This window comes from Acinetobacter sp. ANC 3832 (assembly GCF_002135415.1).
Taxonomy (GTDB): Bacteria; Pseudomonadota; Gammaproteobacteria; order Pseudomonadales; family Moraxellaceae; genus Acinetobacter.
The window spans coordinates 1-17,781 of sequence record NZ_NEGJ01000011.1 but is presented as its reverse complement, the minus strand read 5'-3'; the positions used below and the strand labels follow the sequence as shown (position 1 = coordinate 17,781).

Annotated in this window: 18 protein-coding genes and 4 tRNA genes; 20 read left to right on the top strand and 2 right to left on the bottom strand. The window is 38.0% G+C overall.

The features are described 5' to 3' along the window. Positions 1-72 precede the first annotated feature (72 nt). Entirely contained in the window at positions 73-462 is a 390-nt protein-coding gene (locus B9T35_RS14070; RefSeq protein ID WP_086191730.1) for a hypothetical protein, read from the top strand. Between the two features lie 107 nt (positions 463-569). Here B9T35_RS14070 and B9T35_RS14065 read toward each other — a convergent pair whose 3' ends face one another. Further along, positions 570-842 carry an oxidative damage protection protein gene (locus tag B9T35_RS14065; protein WP_086191729.1) on the bottom strand — a complete coding sequence of 91 codons (273 nt, stop codon included), beginning with the start codon at positions 840-842 and terminating at the stop codon, positions 570-572. An 11-nt stretch (positions 843-853) separates the two neighbouring features. Continuing rightward, complete coding sequence (gene argH / locus B9T35_RS14060) at positions 854-2,284, bottom strand: argininosuccinate lyase (RefSeq protein ID WP_171264289.1); 1,431 nt, start codon at positions 2,282-2,284, stop codon at positions 854-856. Here argH and B9T35_RS14055 point away from each other — a divergent pair. From B9T35_RS14055 to B9T35_RS13965, 19 genes are all read left to right on the top strand, one after another. Beyond that, positions 2,275-3,429, top strand: a complete 1,155-nt coding sequence (locus B9T35_RS14055; RefSeq protein WP_086191728.1) for a sensor histidine kinase — start codon at positions 2,275-2,277, stop codon at positions 3,427-3,429. The genes argH and B9T35_RS14055 overlap by 10 nt on opposite strands. A gap of 57 nt (positions 3,430-3,486) precedes the next feature. After that, positions 3,487-4,224: a LytR/AlgR family response regulator transcription factor gene (locus tag B9T35_RS14050; protein ID WP_086191727.1), complete on the top strand. Its 738-nt coding sequence runs from the start codon at positions 3,487-3,489 to the stop codon at positions 4,222-4,224. 96 nt (positions 4,225-4,320) lie between these two features. After that, positions 4,321-5,238 carry a hydroxymethylbilane synthase gene (gene hemC / locus B9T35_RS14045; protein WP_171264293.1) on the top strand — a complete coding sequence of 306 codons (918 nt, stop codon included), beginning with the start codon at positions 4,321-4,323 and terminating at the stop codon, positions 5,236-5,238. Positions 5,239-5,244: 6 nt separating this feature from the next. Next, complete coding sequence (locus B9T35_RS14040; RefSeq protein WP_086191725.1) at positions 5,245-6,027, top strand: uroporphyrinogen-III synthase; 783 nt, start codon at positions 5,245-5,247, stop codon at positions 6,025-6,027. Next, on the top strand, positions 6,024-6,860 hold the full coding sequence (locus tag B9T35_RS14035) for a hypothetical protein (RefSeq protein WP_086191724.1): 837 nt from the start codon (positions 6,024-6,026) through the stop codon (positions 6,858-6,860). The genes B9T35_RS14040 and B9T35_RS14035 overlap by 4 nt, the downstream gene beginning before the upstream one ends. 4 nt (positions 6,861-6,864) lie before the next feature. Next, positions 6,865-8,058 carry a hypothetical protein gene (locus B9T35_RS14030; RefSeq protein ID WP_086191723.1) on the top strand — a complete coding sequence of 398 codons (1,194 nt, stop codon included), beginning with the start codon at positions 6,865-6,867 and terminating at the stop codon, positions 8,056-8,058. Positions 8,059-8,066: 8 nt separating this feature from the next. Further along, positions 8,067-8,498: an acyl-CoA thioesterase gene (locus tag B9T35_RS14025; protein ID WP_086191722.1), complete on the top strand. Its 432-nt coding sequence runs from the start codon at positions 8,067-8,069 to the stop codon at positions 8,496-8,498. Positions 8,499-9,092: 594 nt separating this feature from the next. After that, positions 9,093-9,419, top strand: coding sequence for an H-NS family nucleoid-associated regulatory protein (locus tag B9T35_RS14020; protein ID WP_086191721.1), 327 nt, complete (start codon positions 9,093-9,095; stop codon positions 9,417-9,419). Between the two features lie 253 nt (positions 9,420-9,672). Beyond that, positions 9,673-10,416 carry a type II secretion system protein N gene (gene gspN, locus B9T35_RS14015; protein ID WP_086191720.1) on the top strand — a complete coding sequence of 248 codons (744 nt, stop codon included), beginning with the start codon at positions 9,673-9,675 and terminating at the stop codon, positions 10,414-10,416. A 2-nt stretch (positions 10,417-10,418) separates the two neighbouring features. Then, entirely contained in the window at positions 10,419-11,267 is an 849-nt protein-coding gene (locus B9T35_RS14010) for a type II secretion system protein N (protein WP_086191795.1), read from the top strand. A gap of 41 nt (positions 11,268-11,308) precedes the next feature. Next, entirely contained in the window at positions 11,309-13,639 is a 2,331-nt protein-coding gene (gspD, locus tag B9T35_RS14005) for a type II secretion system secretin GspD (RefSeq protein ID WP_086191719.1), read from the top strand. Between the two features lie 70 nt (positions 13,640-13,709). Continuing rightward, positions 13,710-14,486 (top strand): FHA domain-containing protein, encoded by a 777-nt coding sequence (locus tag B9T35_RS14000; protein ID WP_086191718.1) that lies wholly within the window; start codon positions 13,710-13,712, stop codon positions 14,484-14,486. A gap of 99 nt (positions 14,487-14,585) precedes the next feature. Further along, positions 14,586-15,254: an HAD-IA family hydrolase gene (locus tag B9T35_RS13995; RefSeq protein WP_086191717.1), complete on the top strand. Its 669-nt coding sequence runs from the start codon at positions 14,586-14,588 to the stop codon at positions 15,252-15,254. A 120-nt stretch (positions 15,255-15,374) separates the two neighbouring features. After that, a complete protein-coding gene (trpE, locus tag B9T35_RS13990) occupies positions 15,375-16,868 on the top strand; it encodes an anthranilate synthase component I (protein WP_086191716.1) in 1,494 nt (497 codons plus the stop codon). Between the two features lie 97 nt (positions 16,869-16,965). After that, positions 16,966-17,041 (top strand) — tRNA-Thr (locus B9T35_RS13985). A gap of 53 nt (positions 17,042-17,094) precedes the next feature. Beyond that, a tRNA-Tyr gene (locus tag B9T35_RS13980) sits at positions 17,095-17,178 on the top strand. A gap of 36 nt (positions 17,179-17,214) precedes the next feature. Then, positions 17,215-17,290: transfer RNA gene (locus tag B9T35_RS13975), tRNA-Gly, on the top strand. 14 nt (positions 17,291-17,304) lie between these two features. Next, positions 17,305-17,379, top strand: a tRNA-Thr gene (locus tag B9T35_RS13970). A gap of 148 nt (positions 17,380-17,527) precedes the next feature. Then, positions 17,528-17,781: GTP-binding protein (locus B9T35_RS13965; protein WP_228147157.1), on the top strand; the 254-nt coding region annotated here is incomplete at its 3' end.

Below are 17,781 nucleotides of genomic sequence, written 5' to 3'. Positions count from 1 at the left end.
AACCAAAAATATCAATCATTTGTAGGTGAAGACTGGCAGTTTGACCCATTAATGCAACATTTTATTCAGTAAATGAATCAACAGATTTTGATTATTTGGCAGACCCATGATTGGGGTGGAGGTAGTTGGAATATTGAAGTGATTCAGGAGTCTTATCACGATGATAATTTAACGAAATTCAGTCATGACATTCAGGTAACGAATGGTCAGTTATTTTTAAGTAGTTACACAGATTTGACGATGGTGGCTCAGTTTGAAGATGAACGAATTCCTTCAAAAGACAATGCAGATCTTATTATTCCACTGACGGATGGATTCTACACCATAACTGTATGTAAATTATTTACAGATGATGCTTCGGGCGATGATTCATCCACTATTCATTTTAGAATTTTTATTGAGCCAAAGTTGCTGGAGCACCATGCACAGGTTTATCAGATTCCTTGGATGCAACGGTATTGATCTTTGGTGCTAAGCTTCACAATCATTTTCTTCACAAAAAAGACCCTGAAAATCAGGGTCTTTTTAGATCAAAAGTTAGGTGCCAGTAGAAAAAAGAAGGTTAGCCCTTATTTTTCTGCTGTCCAGCCTTCTGCTTTTTCAACAGATTCATCATTCGCAAAGAATTTTTCACGTTGTTCTTCAAGGAATTTTTTAGCATCAGGTTCAAACACATTTAAACGTTTTTCATTAATCAGCGTAGTTTGGTGTTTCAGCCATTCTTGCCAAGCTTGTTTCGATACATTATTGAAGAATTCTTCACCTTTTGCACCAGGAAATGGCGCAAAGTCTAAACCGTCCATTTCTGTTTGATACTTACGGCAAAATACTTGTCGAGACATATCATTATTCCTTAAGCGTAAAGTTTTTCAAGACGAAGGTGAGCACGTTCAATCGCAGCATTGACTTGTGCAGGAGCCGTGCCACCAATGTGGTTACGAGCATTCACAGATGCTTCTAGTGTTAATGCTTTTTCAAACACATCAGCTTGAATTAAATCAGAGAACTGTTGTAGTTGTTCTAAAGTTAATTCAGATAAATCTTTTGATTCGGTAACACCGAGTGCTACAGCTTTACCAACAATTTCATGTGCATCACGGAACGCAACACCATTTTTGACAAGATAGTCCGCAAGGTCAGTGGCAGTAGAGAAGCCACGAAGTGCTGCTTCACGCATAATCTCAATGTTTGGTACAAGTGCAGGAATCATATCTGCAAATGCCATGAGTGAACCACGAACAGTATCAATCGCATCAAACAAGGGTTCTTTATCTTCTTGGTTGTCTTTATTGTATGCCAACGGTTGACCTTTCATGAGTGTTAAAAGGCTCATTAAATCACCATAAACACGACCCGTTTTACCACGAATTAACTCAGGAACATCAGGATTTTTCTTTTGTGGCATGATTGAAGAGCCAGTGCAGAAACGATCAGGAATGTTAACGAATTTAAACTGAGCCGATGCCCAAAGAATCATTTCTTCAGACATACGTGATAAATGCATCATGATGAGTGATGCAGCAGCATTGAATTCAATTGCAAAGTCACGATCAGATACAGCATCTAGTGAATTTTCGCAGATGGCTTCAAAACCTAATAATTCAGCTGTGAAGGCACGATCAATAGGATAAGTTGTACCAGCAAGCGCAGCAGAACCTAAAGGTAAGCGATTCACACGTTTACGGCAGTCAATTAAGCGCTCAGAGTCACGAACCAACATTTCAAACCAAGCCATTAAATGGTGACCAAATGTCACAGGCTGTGCAGTTTGAAGATGGGTAAAACCTGGCATAATCGTGTCAGTATTTTTAGCAGCCAAACCCAAAATACCTTTTTGTAATTTTTCTAATAATTTGAGAATTGCATCAATTTCATCACGTACATATAAGCGAATATCGGTTGCAACTTGGTCATTACGGCTACGACCTGTATGCAATTTTTTACCTGTGATGCCAATGCGACTCGTTAAACGAGACTCAATGTTCATGTGTACATCTTCTAGGTCAATGCGCCATTCAAAATTACCTGCTTCAATTTCTGCTTGAATGGTGTTTAAACCATTCACAATATCATCACGTTCTTGGCTTGTGAGGACACCGACTTTTGCAAGCATAGTTGCATGTGCGATAGAGCCTGCAATATCTTGTTTATAAAAGCGTTGGTCAAATTGTACAGATGCTGTAAATTCAGCAACAAAAGCATCAGTTGCTTCAGCGAAACGACCGCCCCACATGCCTGAAGTTTGGGCTTGTGACGGATTTGAGGAATTAGAAGATGTGGTCATGTCGGCTCAGTAAAATAAAAAGCAGTAGATTTAGCAAGAGTATAGCAAATTCAGATTCACTTGCTGCAGACTCGCGTGATGAATCTCTGCGAAATATTCCGCGATCTTTTCATCCGTCTTATTTTTTTAGCAAAATGGGTAATTGGCAGTATTTAATTGAATTGTTTATTGCCAGTAATGTTTTGGCTTTATTGCTTGCATTGGCAGAGGCGCAATCTTGGTCTAATTTACAAGCCAGTCATGTGTTGCAATACGTTTTATATATCAATTGGATATTGCTTGCATTCGCAGCGATGATTGATATATTTCAGAAAAAGATTCAAAGTTTTAATGCGGTTCAAAGCTCACTTTTTGGTTTTGTCTTATTACAACTCATCGTTTTGTTAACCACGTTGGTTTTAAATTGTGTCGTGTATTGGGGAAGTCATTTTTCCTTACAAAATTTTTTATGGGCTGATTTTACTCAAAATGTTGTTTTACATTTGAGTTATGGCACATTGTTAGGTGCTTTTTGTTTGCGTTATATCTACATCCGAGAGCAATGGTTTATTCAACAAAATAGTGAGTTGAATGCACGAGTACAAGCAATGCAAGCACGGATTCATCCCCATTTTTTATTCAATAGTTTAAATAGCGTAGTGAGTTTAATCAGTATTGATCAAGATAAGGCAGAACAAATGCTGATCGATCTTTCAAAATTATTTAGAGTAAGCTTTCAAGAGTTAAAATTGGTGAGTCTGCAGGAAGAGATTGATCTGTGCCTAAAATATATTGCAATTGAGCAGATTCGTTTGGGGGAGCGGTTGCAAGTGGAGTGGAATATTCAACAACCTGACCAATTAAGCCAAGTACAAATACCTTTATTAACATTGCAGCCACTGCTTGAAAATAGTATTTTTCATGGAGTTGAAAAAAAATTAATCGAGGCTAAGATAGGGATACTGGTCGAAATATTGCAAAATCAAGTCACTATAGTCATTACTAACCCATTTATACAGGATAGAATAAAATCTAGAGAAGGACATGGTATTGCATTGGAAAACGTAAAGCAGCGTTTGAAAGCACATTTCGGGCGATCTGTACAATTCCAAAGTTATGCGGGTAATGGAATGTTTACAACCGTTGTGCAATATCAATATAAGTAAAATAAGTCAGGGTTAACACATTACAAAAAGCATCGTTAACTAAGGCGAGGAGGAAAAATGGACATCCTAATTTGTGATGATGAGCCACTTGCAGTGGAACGTTTATCTCGATTAGTGTCGCAATTGGGGCATGAGGTTATTGCAACTGCGCAACATGGAAAACAAGCACTTGAATTGGTTCAGCAATTTGAGCCAGATGTTATTTTGCTGGATATTCAGATGCCAGAAATGGATGGGCTGACGTGTGCACAGCATTTGAGCCAAATGAACCCAATGCCTGCGGTGGTGTTTTGTACTGCTTATGATGAACATGCATTAAAAGCCATACAGTCGCAAGCGAAAGGATATTTGCTTAAACCGATCGCAAAATCAGAATTAGAAACAGTATTAGAAAATGTGACTAAACTCACGCAAGCCCAAATGTCTAACCTAGAACAAAAAGAAATCATGGAAGAAAAAGTGCAAAGACAGCAAATCGCTGCAAAAACTTATCGCGGGCTGGAATTGATTCCAATAGAAAATATTTATTATTTTTTAGCAGATCAGAAATATGTCACAGTCCGACATAAAAATGGCAGTGTATTAATTGATGAAACCTTGAAAGATCTCGAGCAAGAATTTGCAGATCGATTTATTCGAATTCATCGTAATGCACTTATTTCTTTAGATTACTTGGATGGTTTGGAGTTGGTGTCTTCAGGGCAATATCAAGTACGTTGTAGAGAGTTAGATGAGAAACTGGCTGTTAGTCGGCGTCATTTACCTTTGCTTAGAGAACGAATGCAAAATTTATAATTCTGTATTCAATTCACACTCTCATTGATAATTTGCTTGCTTTTTTGAGGTATCAGGTTAAGTTTAGAGTGTTTAAAGTTTAGCAGCTCTGAAATGATGAAAACCTTGAAAATAGCAACACGTCAAAGTCCGCTTGCATTATGGCAGGCTGAACATATTCGTGAACGATTAGAGACGTTACACGTAGGTCTTAAAGTTGAATTAGTGACCTTTGTAACCCAAGGGGACAAAATTTTAGATACGCCATTGGCAAAAATTGGTGGTAAAGGCTTATTTGTGAAAGAGCTTGAAGCTGCATTGCTGGATGGTCGTGCAGACCTTGCTGTGCATTCTATGAAAGATGTACCAATGCAATTGCCTGAAGGGTTAAATCTCGCAGTTATTTGTGAACGTGAAGATCCTTATGATGCTTTTGTTTCAAATCAATATGAAAAATTTGAAGATTTACCACAGGGTGCAAAATTAGGAACATCTAGTTTGCGCCGTAAGTGTCAGATTTTAAAGCAAAGACCAGATTTAGATGTGATTGATTTACGTGGCAATGTGGGTACACGGTTGTCTAAGCTCGATGCTGGTCAATATGATGCGATTATTTTGGCCAGTGCAGGTTTAAAGCGGTTAGCCTTAAATGATCGTATTCGTCATACGCTTTCAGCAACGTTAAGTTTACCAGCTGTTGGGCAAGGTGCTTTAGGTCTAGAATGCCGTAGTGATGATCTTGCAGTTTTAGATTTAATTATGCCGTTAATGCATAGTGAAACCAATGCTTGTGTTCGTGCTGAACGTGCTTTCAATGCTTATTTGGAGGGGGGGTGCCAAGTGCCGATCGCTGGTTTTGCCACATTGACAGGTGATCAACTAACATTGGAAGGTCGTGTTGGCAGTGTTGATGGGGAAATTATGCTTCAAGGAGTTGTTCAAGGTTCTTCACAAGATGCTGAACAATTGGGTGTGGAATTGGCAAAAGATTTACTGAGCCAAGGTGCGGGTGAATTGTTGAAAGCACTTCATTAATTCGCAATGTTATTTATTAATACACGTCCTGTAGAACGAGCCCAAGCATTAACACAATGCTTGGCTCAAACTCACTTTCAGGTACTTGATTTACCTTTATTAGAATTGCAGGCTTTGCCTTATACAGCTTATTTACACCAGCTTTATGCTCAACTGTCAGATACTCAAATTATTGTTGTTGTCAGCCCTATAGCGGTTGATGTCGGAATGCAGTATTTACAGGAAAGTGGATTGTTGCTTTCACAATTGAGTCATATCAAGTGGATTACAGTTGGTCAAACCACAGCAAAACGATTGGCTGAATATGGTATAGAAAGTATAGTGCCTGAAGTTGAAACCTCAGAAGGAATGCTAAGTCTCCCTATATTTAAGAATATTCCAAATTTAAAAAAAATTGCATTTTGGCGAGGTGAAGGTGGTCGTCAATTTATGATGCAACAATGCCTTGATCAAAATATTGAAATATTGAATTTTTTACTCTATGAGCGGCATTTACCGGCATCGACAATTAAAAAATTTACTCAGTTTGAACAAACGCTAGCAAAATATGAACAGCCATATTGGGTGTGTATTAGTAGTGAGGCAAGTTGGCATCATTGGATTCAATTGACGCAAAAAAATCAAACAATATTGCAAAATTGCCATTATTTAGTTTTGGGTGAGCGTTTGTATCAAATTTTGCAACATCATAGTAAGCAACATCAACATTGCTTTAAAATACATCATATCGTGAATTTAGATCCCAATACTGTACTTCAGGCAATGACTGAATTAGAAAGGAAACTATGAAGAAGCTTATTTCTCTTTTATTTATCATCGCTATTGCATGGCTTATAAAGTTGAGCTACGACTTCTATCAAGTTTCACAACAGGTTACAGCTATACAAGAAACTTTGCATAAAAATGAACAGAAAAATGCCAATTTAAATGATCAAGTAGTTGCTATACAACGGCAAGTGCCAGAGACACCTGAGCAGAATTCTGCTATACAGAAAAAGCATGTAGATATTGAAAAACCAAAAGGTTTAAGTCCACTTGTCGTGATTAAACAACAATTACAATTGGTACAATTCGCACTTCAACAACAACAATTTGTTTTTGCCATTGAACAGCTAACACAACTTGAACAAACATTAGAACAATATGAATTAGCTAGCGCACTTAAACAAAGCCTACATCAAGCAATTGCTGATGATAAGCAAAGTATTCAGCAATTTGTATTGGCTCGAAATGGGCAGCAAGAACAATTGGATGATGTGTTACAGCAAATAGATCAAAGTATTGAGCAAGAAATTCATCAGCCAACGCTGAGTCCAGCGAAAGTTACACCAACACATTTTTGGCAAAAATGGTTGCAGATTGATGTCGTAGATCATCAATCGCCAACTTTAGCCAATCGCCAATTTATTTTAAAAGAAGCGCAATTACGCGTATTGTTGGCAAAGCAGGCTTTGAACCGTGGGCAAAATTTAGAATACCAAACCATGTTGAATCAAGTTGTACAGCAATTAAATCAATTGCCTGATGCGAAAAGCCAGAAACTGAAACAGAAAATATTACGTATTAAGCAAATTCAAATGCTTCCTGTTCCAAAATTAAATAGCATGGCTATTTTAGGATAAACCGATGAAACATATTTTATGGGTTTATGCCTTTCTAAATTTAATTACTGTCGCAATATTAAGTGTTTTGAGTTATGGCGAAGGGACAGGCTATGTTTATGTGCTTTGGCATGGCGTACAAATTCAAACCAATATTTGGTTGGTAACATTTACGATTCTTTTACTTAGTTTGGTCATGCAGTTGTTCTGGTTAGGGCTGAAACGTTATTTATCCAAAGAACAACGCAAACTTGCGCATGTGCTTAATTTTAATAATTTACACCCTTATGAACAATTGGGTGTCATTTGGATTTTGCAGGGTGAGGATGAGCAACAAGCTTTTGTGCAACAGGTTTTTGATCAATCTGGATTGTTAAAGCATATTGTTCAAGCACGTTTGTTATTTGGACAAAATCAATATGCAGAGTCTTTACTTGCACTTGAGTCCAGTTCAGCCGCAGCTTTTGAATTGGCAGAAATCCAAAGAATTGAAGTTTATTTAGCGCAAAATGATGAACAGCAAGCTTTGACGCACTTAGAGTTTTTAAATGGACATGAACTTTCACCGTGGTTGAATCAGGTCAATCAAACTTATTTAGATCGAATCACGGGATTATGGGCGGCTTTTGCCGTGCAATTTCCGCGAACCTATTTACATTCCACACAATTTGGCCAGTTAGAAACATCTTCTAAACAAGCATGGCTCATCCAGTTATTGGGGCAGTTTGATCAAGCCAGTCAGGATGAAATACAGTTATTGCAACAACGCTATTTAGAGCTTGAAGAAACAATTAAAGAGTTGCCTTTTGAAACTAAAAAATTATGGTTGAAGTTGTTAACCCGTTTACCTGAAATGGGCATGCAACATCAAGCGTTGGCTTTGGTATTATTAGATGAACGATTTGATCAAGATGTTTTTTATTTATGGTTTCAGCAACAATTATTAAAACAAAATCCAGATTATGCCTTTGTCGAACAACAAATTAACCTATTCGAATCACATTATCCAAGTATGCCAATCTTCACTTTTGCAAAATGGCATATTTATATGGCTACAGCACGGGAATACGAAGCAGAGCAATTACTATCACTATATCCTGATAATATTTTGATGAGTTATTTAAGGATTAAATCAACATTTAATGGAAATGAAGAGTTGATTCAACAACTTAATTTAATTTTTGAAAAAGATGTTAATTTTATTCAATTTAAAATATGAGAGAAATAATGACACTATTAAATCAATATCCAATTGCACATGAACAAAAAGTTGCATGGGGAGATATGGATGCTTTTGGTCATGTCAATAATGTGATGTATTATCGTTATATTGAAAGCGCACGTATCGCTTATTTTGATCAGTTAAATATTTTCGAACAAGATGTTTATACTGTAGTTGCTTCTAATCAATGTCAGTATTTAAAACCTGTATTTTATCCAGATACTTTAACAGTTACAGCACGTGTGGAAGAAATGCGCAATAGTGCCATTCGTATGCACTATGTTTTGTATAGCACACAGCAGCAGCAAGTGGTTGCAAATGGTGAGGCGGTTGTGGTTTTTGTAGATAAAGTCGAAATGAAAAAAATGTCTATTCCAACAGCAATTCGAGAAAGTATTTTGGCTTTAGAACACTCTGTAAATCATGATTTAAGCTAAGACATAAAAATAGTATTTGAATATAGAAATCTCATTAGAATGAATTACTTCTAATGAGATTTCTATTATGATTTTACCTGTATTTTGATTTTTTAAAATAACTATATGAAAGCGTTAATTTAAATTTTAGTTTTCTTTTTTACGTGAAATAACAACGTATTTCTATTACAAATAGTTTAATATTCGGATCATATGTTTTAAATAGCTATTAATAAAAAAGTGCTGACTGATGAGTGTGGAAAGCATAAGTAGAAATAAACAAGATAAACTATAAAATAGTAAAAAATTTAATTTGAAATGGTGGATATAGAAAGTTCAATGAGGGAGCTTATATAAGTATTAATAAATTATTTTTCATTTTAGGAATCGGTGGATCTAGTATAAAAGCTTATTCGTTATTCTATTTTAATTGGACAATTTATTTTTTAATACTGATGTGAACTTTAATCTTTATACAAAAATCCTATGTAATGATACGTTTTGTTTATTTATGTATTTAAATTGGCATGTAACTATTGATTATTCGGATTAATAAAAATATTATTGCGATGAAATTATTTCAAATAATTATTAATGAATTTTTGTGGAGTTTATATGATGCCAGATATTAGTAACCTTTCTGTTGAAGAGTTAAGACGTTTAACTGCTCAAGCAGAAGCTTTAATTGAATCAAAAAAAGATCAAGAAATTGAAGATGCTTATAATAGCATTATGCAAATTGCAGAATCAGTGGGTTTGAGTTTAGAGCAAATTATTGAATATGGTGCGCATAAACGTAAAAAAACAACGCGTAAAGCAGTTGAACCACGCTACCGTAATAAACATAATGCTGCAGAAACTTGGACAGGTCGCGGTAAACAACCTCGTTGGTTGGTTGCTGAGATTGAAAAAGGTGCTAAATTAGAAGATTTTCTTATCTAATTTCACTGTTTTGTCATGAGTAAAAGATAAAATTGAAGAAACCAAGCAATATAGCTTGGTTTTTTTATACGAGTGAATTGGCGATATGCAAAATATATGCATAATGTAGGCGGGGTCTTTCGATTTTTGAACGTATTTCTAGATTAAGAATATTAAGGCAGTGTATGGCGGTATTTGTGATATGCCAATAGACCTCAGATAAGAGGGCATCAACTCGCATGGAAGAATAAATGAATAAGTTGGTACAGGCTGAATGAATAAAAAATCAAAACAAATGACATGGTGGATTATTGCGGTCATCGCTTTTTTAATTTTTGTTGTTCTACAAATCCCAGCAACATGGTTGATTTCAAAATTTTATAAAAATAATCAGCTCTTACAAAATGTAAGTGGCAATATTTGGCAAGGGCAAGCGGATTGGCACAAAGGTAATTTACGTGGTTCAGTAGCGTGGCGGACACGACCATTGGATTTGATACTGTTACGTGCAGGTGCGAATGTTGATATTCATAGTGGGCAAACGCAGCTTCAAGGCATTGTTGCCTATAGTTTAGGTAAAAAAATAATTATTAAACAAATGTCAGGGCAAGTTGCACCTGAAACATTAAAGAGTATTGTTAATTGGCAATGGCCTGCAAATGCAATACAGCTTTCGGATGTGCAATTTCAATTAAATAAAGAAAATGGTTTTAGCAATGCTGATGGTAAGTTGCAATGGGCAGGTGGGGAATTACTGTACACCTTCGGGCAACGCCAAGATCGTATGAATATGCCATCATTAAATGCTCAAGTGAAAGATGAAAGCGGAAAATTAAAAATCGAAATTCAAGATCAACGTGCGCAAAAAATGGCAAATATCATGTTGGATCAAAGCATGATGTTGGATGTGCAGTTGACGCAACGATTATTGCTGAATGTACCTTCATATGATGGCAAAGCAGGCTTAGATACCTATGTGATTAGTACACGTCAACCACTGGTACAAGGTGGTATGTAATGATGAATCTTAAAGAACAGTTTGATCATATTTCGTGGAAAAAAGCGGATCGAATAGCACCTTTGGTTTTACTGGTATTGATCTTGGCATTGTGCTGGAAGCTTGCCTCTATGTTTTGGTGGGTTGTTGCACCCCCTCAGGTGATGCAACCTGAACAAGTCAGTCTAGGTTCTCAACAACCGCAAGTCCCAAATATTTCTACATTTGCATTATTTTATGAAGCAGGTTCAAGTGCACAAAAGGCAGATGATAATTTGCCAATGCAATTGCAAGGGGTGGTATTGGGTCAGCCAAGTCGTTACTCATCTGCGGTGATTAAAACCAATGAGATTGCAGACCGTATTTTGGTTGGACAAACCATTGAGGGAACGTCCTATCAACTTGCAGAAGTGTATTGGGATCATGTGGTACTCAAGCAAAATAATGGCACGACACGAGAATTAAAATTTACAGGTATCGGTAATTTAAATCAGCCCATTGTGCCTGCGCAAACAACACATCCAAATAGTGCACCACCATCGAACCCATCACCGTCATCATCAAATTCAGATCAGCATGCATTGAATCAAGCAATTCAAAAAATGAATGAAGATCGTGAACAGTATATGAAAAACATGGGGGTGAATCCCAGTGCAGGTGGTCAAGGATATGAAGTCACCGATCAAACACCATCCGCATTACGAAATAAATTAGGTTTAAAATCAGGTGATCGCATTCTTTCTTTGAATGGACAAACAGTGGGTCAAGGACAAAGTGACGTACAACTGTTAGAACAAGCAAAACGAGAAGGTAAAGTAAAAATTGAAATTAAGCGTGGTGATCAAGTGATGACCATACAGCAAAGTTTGTAAGTGACTAGGGTTACAAATAAAATTAGGAAAGATAATAAGTTATGGCTTTTTTAAATCATAATCGTCCGCTTTGGGCTCTAGTTGCAGCAGCACCCATTCTTGCGTCAATTAGTAGCGCAACCTATGCGCAGACGTGGAAAATTAATCTGCGGGATGCAGATTTGACTGCGTTTATTAATGAAGTTGCAGATATTACGGGGAAAAACTTTGCTGTTGATCCACGAGTGCGAGGCAATGTAACGGTTATTTCAAATAAGCCTTTAAATAAAAATGAAGTATATGACTTATTTTTGGGTGTGTTGAATGTGAATGGTGTGGTTGCTGTTCCTTCAGGAAATACCATTCGTTTAGTACCAGACAGTAATGTTAAAAACTCTGGTGTACCTTATGATGCGCGTAATAGTGCACGTGGTGACCAAGTCGTCACACGTGTCATTTGGCTTGAAAATACCAATCCAAATGATTTAATTCCTGCTTTACGTCCACTGATGCCTCAATTTGGGCATATGGCTGCAGTACAAGGTACTAATGCTTTAATTGTTTCAGATCGTGCCAGTAATATTTATCAGCTTGAAACCATCATTCGTAATTTAGATGGAACAGGGCAAAATGATATTGAAGCAGTCACTTTACAGTCCAGTCAGGCTGAAGAAATTATTACGCTATTGGATTCAATGTCTGCAACGGGTTCTTCTAAAGATTTTGCAGGTGCGCGTGTGCGTATTATTGCAGATGCACGAACCAATCGAATTTTGATCAAGGGGGATGCAGGTACACGCAAACGTATTCGTCATATGATTGAAATGCTGGATGTACCATCAGCTGATCGTTTGGGTGGTTTAAAAGTATTTAAATTAAAATATGCCAGTGCAAAAAACTTAGCTGAAATATTGCAAGGGTTGGTCACTGGGCAAGCGGTGAATTTAAGCTCAAATAATTCATCAAACAATAGTTCGAATAACAATATGAGTGCTTCGATTAGTAATGGTTCGAATTCATCGAGTTCAGGTTCAAATTCAGGCAGTTCAAGTATTTCAACACCATCGATTAGTTTGGGTGGTGGATCAAATAAAAATAATCAAAATAATGTCACCAGTTTTAATGGTAATGGGGTCAGTATTATTGCAGATAGTTCGCAAAATGCTTTGGTAGTGAAAGCTGATCCACAATTGATGCGTGAAATTGATGCCGCGATTCAACAGTTAGATGTCCGTCGTCAACAAGTCTTAATTGAAGCAGCGATTATTGAAATTGCGGGTGATGATGCAGATCAATTGGGTGTGCAATGGGCGCTGGGTGATTTAACCAGTGGTGTTGGTTTGGTGAACTTCTCCAATGTAGGTGCAGGTATTGCAAATCTTGCCGCAGGCTATCTGTCTGGTGGTGCGGCAGGTCTAGGAGCAGCACTCACAGCAAATAAAAATGGTGTTGGTTCTGTTATTGGGATTGGTGATTATAAAGAAAGTGCTGATGGCTCTCGTAAACTTTATGGTGCTTTAATTCAGGCTTTAAAAGCCAATACCAAATCAAATTTATTGTCTACGCCATCTATTGTGACCATGGATAATGAAGAAGCTTATATTGTTGTCGGGCAAAATGTACCGTTTGTAACAGGTTCTGTTACAACAGGAGGTGGTACAGCCAATCCTTATACTTCGGTTGAACGTAAAGATGTTGGGGTGACACTCAAAGTTATTCCGCATGTAGGTGAGGGTGGAACGGTACGCTTAGAAGTTGAGCAAGAGGTTTCGGCTGTTCAAGAAAATAAAGGTCAAGCGACTGATCTTGTCACAAGTAAGCGCGCGATTAAAACGGCTGTTTTAGCTGAACATGGGCAAACAGTAGTATTGGGAGGGTTGATTTCTGATAACAGTATGTATAGCCGTCAATCTTTACCTGGTTTAGGTTCTTTACCAGGCATTGGGCGTTTGTTTAGAGCGGACAATAAATCATCTGAAAAGCGTAATCTTCTAGTCTTTATTCATCCAACGATTGTAGGTGATAATGATGATGTGCGTCGAATTTCACAACAACGCTATGATCAATTGTATAGCTTGCAATTGGCTATGGACAAAGATGGTAATTTCTCGAAACTTCCTGCCAACGTAGAAGATATTTATCAACAGCGTTTACCGATTACTGCGCCACAAGGTTCTCAACCTGTTTTACCACAGCCAGTAGTGCCTGCTTTAAAATATCAGCAAGTTCCATCGGGCGGTACTATAACACCGAAAGTGAGTTCTGCTGTGACGACGCCTATTGTGATTGAGCAAGCACCTGTGATTCAACAGCAATCTGTTCCGACGGATAATATTCAATTAAAAAAATCGATAGGTAAGGTGCCAACCTTGGTGATCAAACCAAATTCTTAACAGTGTGCGCATAGAACCATTGTAATGTCATGCTAAGATAAAATGAAAATTACAGAGAGAAGAGAATTTCATGACTTGGAAATTACAAGCAATTACAGATGAGATTTCGGGACAGGAAATCACAATTGATCGTGATATGTTGGTCGGTCGTCATCAAGATGCAGATATTGTTTTACAGTCGGCTGAAATTTCTCGTCGTCATGCTGCCTTTTTACTGAAAGAAAATGCACTGTGGGTGCAAGATTTGAAGTCTTCCAATGGTACGTATGTGAATGACATTCGCATCGATCAAGAAAAACTATTGAAAGACGAAGATATCGTTCAATTTGCCAGTTTAAAATTTACTGTATTAGCACCAACACAGGCTTCTTTGGCAGAAGCACATCAAGATGTGGTTGAAGTAGAACCTGTTGCTACAAAAATTGAAGAAGTGGTAATAGAAGTGCCACAAGCTATTATTCAGCCTTCTGAAGCTGTCGCAACTTCTGAATTCATTGCTCCAACGCCAATTTTAGAGAAAACTGAAGATTCTAAAGTTGTTGATGAGGTTGTGCGGGATACGCCTGCTCAGGAAATGAGTCATCAAGGTATGCCGAGTTTGGCTGAACGAGCGGAAGCTTCAGTGAGCCCAGAAGGAATGCCTGAGCGTATTGTTGTGCCAAAACCCGCACCAATACCTGAAGGTGTGAACATTCATGTAGCGCCAACGCCGACTCCAGTCAAAATTCCTGAGACACCATCTGTGGTTCAACAACAGGTTGAAGAAAAAAAGAATGCATCATTAGGTTTAATCACCATTGTTATTCTGATTATTTTGGCAGTGATTGCATGGCTATTCTTTAAATAAGCCTATGGTTGTTGAATGATTAAGGCATGCAATCGCATGCCTTTGTTTTATGAATGTGTTTTGAGAACAAGAAAGTTCGTTAAATATTAGGTAGAAATAATGAGTATTGCCAAGTTAGATCAACGAAACCTGATTTTATTTGATTTGGATGGAACTTTAGTCGATTCAGCTTTTGACTTATATCGTGCCATGAACTTAAGTTTAGCGCGATTAAATTTACCTTTAGTCACTGAACAACAAGTACGTGTTTGGATTGGTAAAGGAACATCATTGTTCTGTCAAAGTACATTGCAGTATTTAAAAGGTGATGTTGATCCTTCATTGCATCAACAACTTTTAGATACTTTCTTAGAAATTTACAATGCCGAGCCCTGTGTCGATACTCAGCCTTTCCACGGTATTATTGAGTTTTTAGATTGGGGTTTGAAGAATCATAAAAAAATGATTTGTGTGACCAATAAGCCTGAGCAACCTGCAAGAAAGATTCTAGATGTGTTGCAGATGAGTCATTATTTTGATGATGTTGTAGGTGGCGATCGTTTTGAAGTACGTAAACCTGATCCTAAACCATTGTTATACTGTGTCGAGGCTTTTGAGACGACAGTCGAGCAGACACTGATGATTGGTGACTCGAGTAATGATGTGGAGGCTGCACGTCGTGCAGGGATTGATTGCGTTGTTGTAAGCTATGGCTATAATCATGGTGAAGATATACAGCTTTGTCAGCCACAGCAGATTGTGGATGATTTAATAGAATTATTGGCTTAAAAATTTATAAATTTGGTGAGAAGGAAGAGGAATGAACCGTAAAAACGTTTTGCGATGGCGTCACTAAGTCAATTTTAAATCTTAATTACTTAGTGAAATCGAAAACAGAGAGAATTCCTCATGACAAATCAAACTCAATTTGAACAATTAAAAACAGCAGATTATAACCTGATTCCTGTTTATCGTCAGCGTTTGGCAGATACAGATACACCACTTTCTGTATTTGCACGTTTAAAAGAACATAAACAAGCTTATTTATTTGAGTCTGTAGAAGGTGGTGAAAACTGGGCACGTTATTCCATTATTGGTCTGGGTGAATCGACCGTATTTTCTTGCAATGAAGGTTTATTAACAATTCAGCAAGCAAATGGGGGGATTGATTCTCAAAAGTGTGCAGATCCTTTTGAGTATATTCGTGAATTTCTAGCACAATTTAAAGTGCCTACAACGAAAGAGATTCCCGCCTTGCCGAGCTTTACAGGTGGTTTGGTTGGATACTTTGGTTATGACTCAGTGCGTTATATTGAGCCACGCTTAACCAATATGCCTGAAGCAGATCCTGTCGGCTTGCCTGATATTTGGATGATGCTGTCTAAAACCGTTATCGTTTTTGATAATTTAAAAGATACCTTATTTCTAATTGTGCATGCAGATACCAATGATGCGGATGCTTATAGCAAAGCACAAGCGCAACTAGATGTACTAGAGCAGCTCTTGGCAACTCCAATTAGCTTGCAAGCAAAGAAACATACAGCACCACATTTTGAATCACTCACAGGTAAAGAGAAGTATCTAGAGTCGATTGAGATCGTTAAGGAATACATTCGAGCGGGTGATGTGATGCAGGTTGTCCCTGGGCATCGCATGGTGTCTGATTTTGATGGTGAGCCTTTACAGGTCTATCGCGCATTACGCCATTTAAATCCATCGCCGTATTTATTCTTGGTGCAAGGGGAAACCTTAACTGATCAAAAGCCATTTCATGTGGTGGGTTCATCTCCTGAAATTCTGTCTCGGTTAGAAAATGGTATTGCGACTGTGCGTCCACTTGCGGGAACGCGTCCACGTGGAAAAACCAAAGAAGAAGATTTAGCACTCGAAAAAGATTTATTGTCTGATGAAAAAGAAATTGCTGAACATTTAATGCTGATCGATTTGGGGCGTAATGACGTGGGTCGAGTCTCTAAAATTGGTAAAGTGCAAGTAACTGATCGAATGGTGATCGAACGTTACTCTCATGTCATGCACATTGTTTCTAATGTACAAGGCGAAGTTTTAGATGATGTTGATGCTTTGGATGTTTTTAAAGCAACTTTTCCAGCAGGAACACTTTCTGGTGCACCAAAAATTCGTGCAATGGAAATTATTGATGAAGTTGAGCCCGTAAAACGTGGAATTTTTGGCGGTGCTGTGGGGTATTTAGGCTGGCATGGCGAAATGGACATGTCAATTGCGATTAGAACCTGTGTGATTCGTGAAAATAAGGTCTATGTTCAGGCTGGAGCAGGGCTTGTTGCAGACTCAAATCCTGAATCTGAGTGGAATGAAACCCAAATAAAAGCTCGCGCAGTGATCAAAGCGGTTGAATTATCATCAAACGGATTGATTTTATAAGTTTTTAACGGTTTTTTTGAAAAAAACACTTGCAAGGTTTCAGAGTTTTGCTAAACTGCACACCGTTCCGATACGAAACGTATTAAACAAAAGAAACGCCGGCATAGCTCAGTTGGTAGAGCAACTGACTTGTAATCAGTAGGTCCACAGTTCGAATCCGTGTGCCGGCACCATCTTAAATTGAAACGTTGAGTAAAGAACAACACTGAAAAGTAAGTGTGAAAAAGGTGGGATTCCCGAGCGGTCAAAGGGAGCAGACTGTAACTCTGCCACGTAAGTTTCGAAGGTTCGAATCCTTCTCCCACCACCAATTAAATACTTCGAAAGTGAGTAGTACCAACATTAAGCGGGAGTAGCTCAGTTGGTAGAGCGGCAGCCTTCCAAGCTGCATGTCGCGAGTTCGACCCTCGTCTCCCGCTCCATCGAATATTTATTTGCTCTTATAGCTCAGTGGTAGAGCACTCCCTTGGTAAGGGAGAGGTCTCGAGTTCAAATCTCGATAAGAGCTCCAGATATACAGTTTAGTAGATTAATCTACACAGTTTCCAGAAAGCAGGCTATTTAGTCTGCTTTTCGAGTATTTAGGTGTCTAGTTTTTTAGGCGAATGTCGATACTGAGTTGTTTTGACCCGTGTTCGACGTAAACGAGGAAGATCATCATGGCTAAGGCTAAGTTTGAACGTAATAAACCACACGTAAACGTGGGCACAATTGGTCACGTCGACCATGGTAAAACAACTTTAACGGCTGCGATTGCAACTGTATGTGCTAAAACTTTTGGCGGTGAAGCGAAAGATTACGCTGCAATTGACTCTGCACCAGAAGAAAAAGCACGTGGTATTACAATTAATACTTCTCACGTAGAATATGATTCTCCAGCTCGTCACTATGCGCACGTAGACTGCCCAGGTCA

Bases quoted from the DNA above. Each gene is read 5' to 3' on its own strand.
- B9T35_RS14070 (WP_086191730.1), top strand. From the start codon at position 73: ATGAATCAACAGATTTTGATTATTTGGCAGACCCATGATTGGGGTGGA.
- B9T35_RS14065 (WP_086191729.1), bottom strand. From the start codon at position 842: ATGTCTCGACAAGTATTTTGCCGTAAGTATCAAACAGAAATGGACGGT.
- B9T35_RS14055 (WP_086191728.1), top strand. From the start codon at position 2,275: ATGTGGTCATGTCGGCTCAGTAAAATAAAAAGCAGTAGATTTAGCAAG.
- argH (WP_171264289.1), bottom strand. From the start codon at position 2,284: ATGACCACATCTTCTAATTCCTCAAATCCGTCACAAGCCCAAACTTCA.
- B9T35_RS14050 (WP_086191727.1), top strand. From the start codon at position 3,487: ATGGACATCCTAATTTGTGATGATGAGCCACTTGCAGTGGAACGTTTA.
- hemC (WP_171264293.1), top strand. From the start codon at position 4,321: ATGAAAACCTTGAAAATAGCAACACGTCAAAGTCCGCTTGCATTATGG.
- B9T35_RS14040 (WP_086191725.1), top strand. From the start codon at position 5,245: ATGTTATTTATTAATACACGTCCTGTAGAACGAGCCCAAGCATTAACA.
- B9T35_RS14035 (WP_086191724.1), top strand. From the start codon at position 6,024: ATGAAGAAGCTTATTTCTCTTTTATTTATCATCGCTATTGCATGGCTT.
- B9T35_RS14030 (WP_086191723.1), top strand. From the start codon at position 6,865: ATGAAACATATTTTATGGGTTTATGCCTTTCTAAATTTAATTACTGTC.
- B9T35_RS14025 (WP_086191722.1), top strand. From the start codon at position 8,067: ATGACACTATTAAATCAATATCCAATTGCACATGAACAAAAAGTTGCA.
- B9T35_RS14020 (WP_086191721.1), top strand. From the start codon at position 9,093: ATGATGCCAGATATTAGTAACCTTTCTGTTGAAGAGTTAAGACGTTTA.
- gspN (WP_086191720.1), top strand. From the start codon at position 9,673: ATGAATAAAAAATCAAAACAAATGACATGGTGGATTATTGCGGTCATC.
- B9T35_RS14010 (WP_086191795.1), top strand. From the start codon at position 10,419: ATGAATCTTAAAGAACAGTTTGATCATATTTCGTGGAAAAAAGCGGAT.
- gspD (WP_086191719.1), top strand. From the start codon at position 11,309: ATGGCTTTTTTAAATCATAATCGTCCGCTTTGGGCTCTAGTTGCAGCA.
- B9T35_RS14000 (WP_086191718.1), top strand. From the start codon at position 13,710: ATGACTTGGAAATTACAAGCAATTACAGATGAGATTTCGGGACAGGAA.
- B9T35_RS13995 (WP_086191717.1), top strand. From the start codon at position 14,586: ATGAGTATTGCCAAGTTAGATCAACGAAACCTGATTTTATTTGATTTG.
- trpE (WP_086191716.1), top strand. From the start codon at position 15,375: ATGACAAATCAAACTCAATTTGAACAATTAAAAACAGCAGATTATAAC.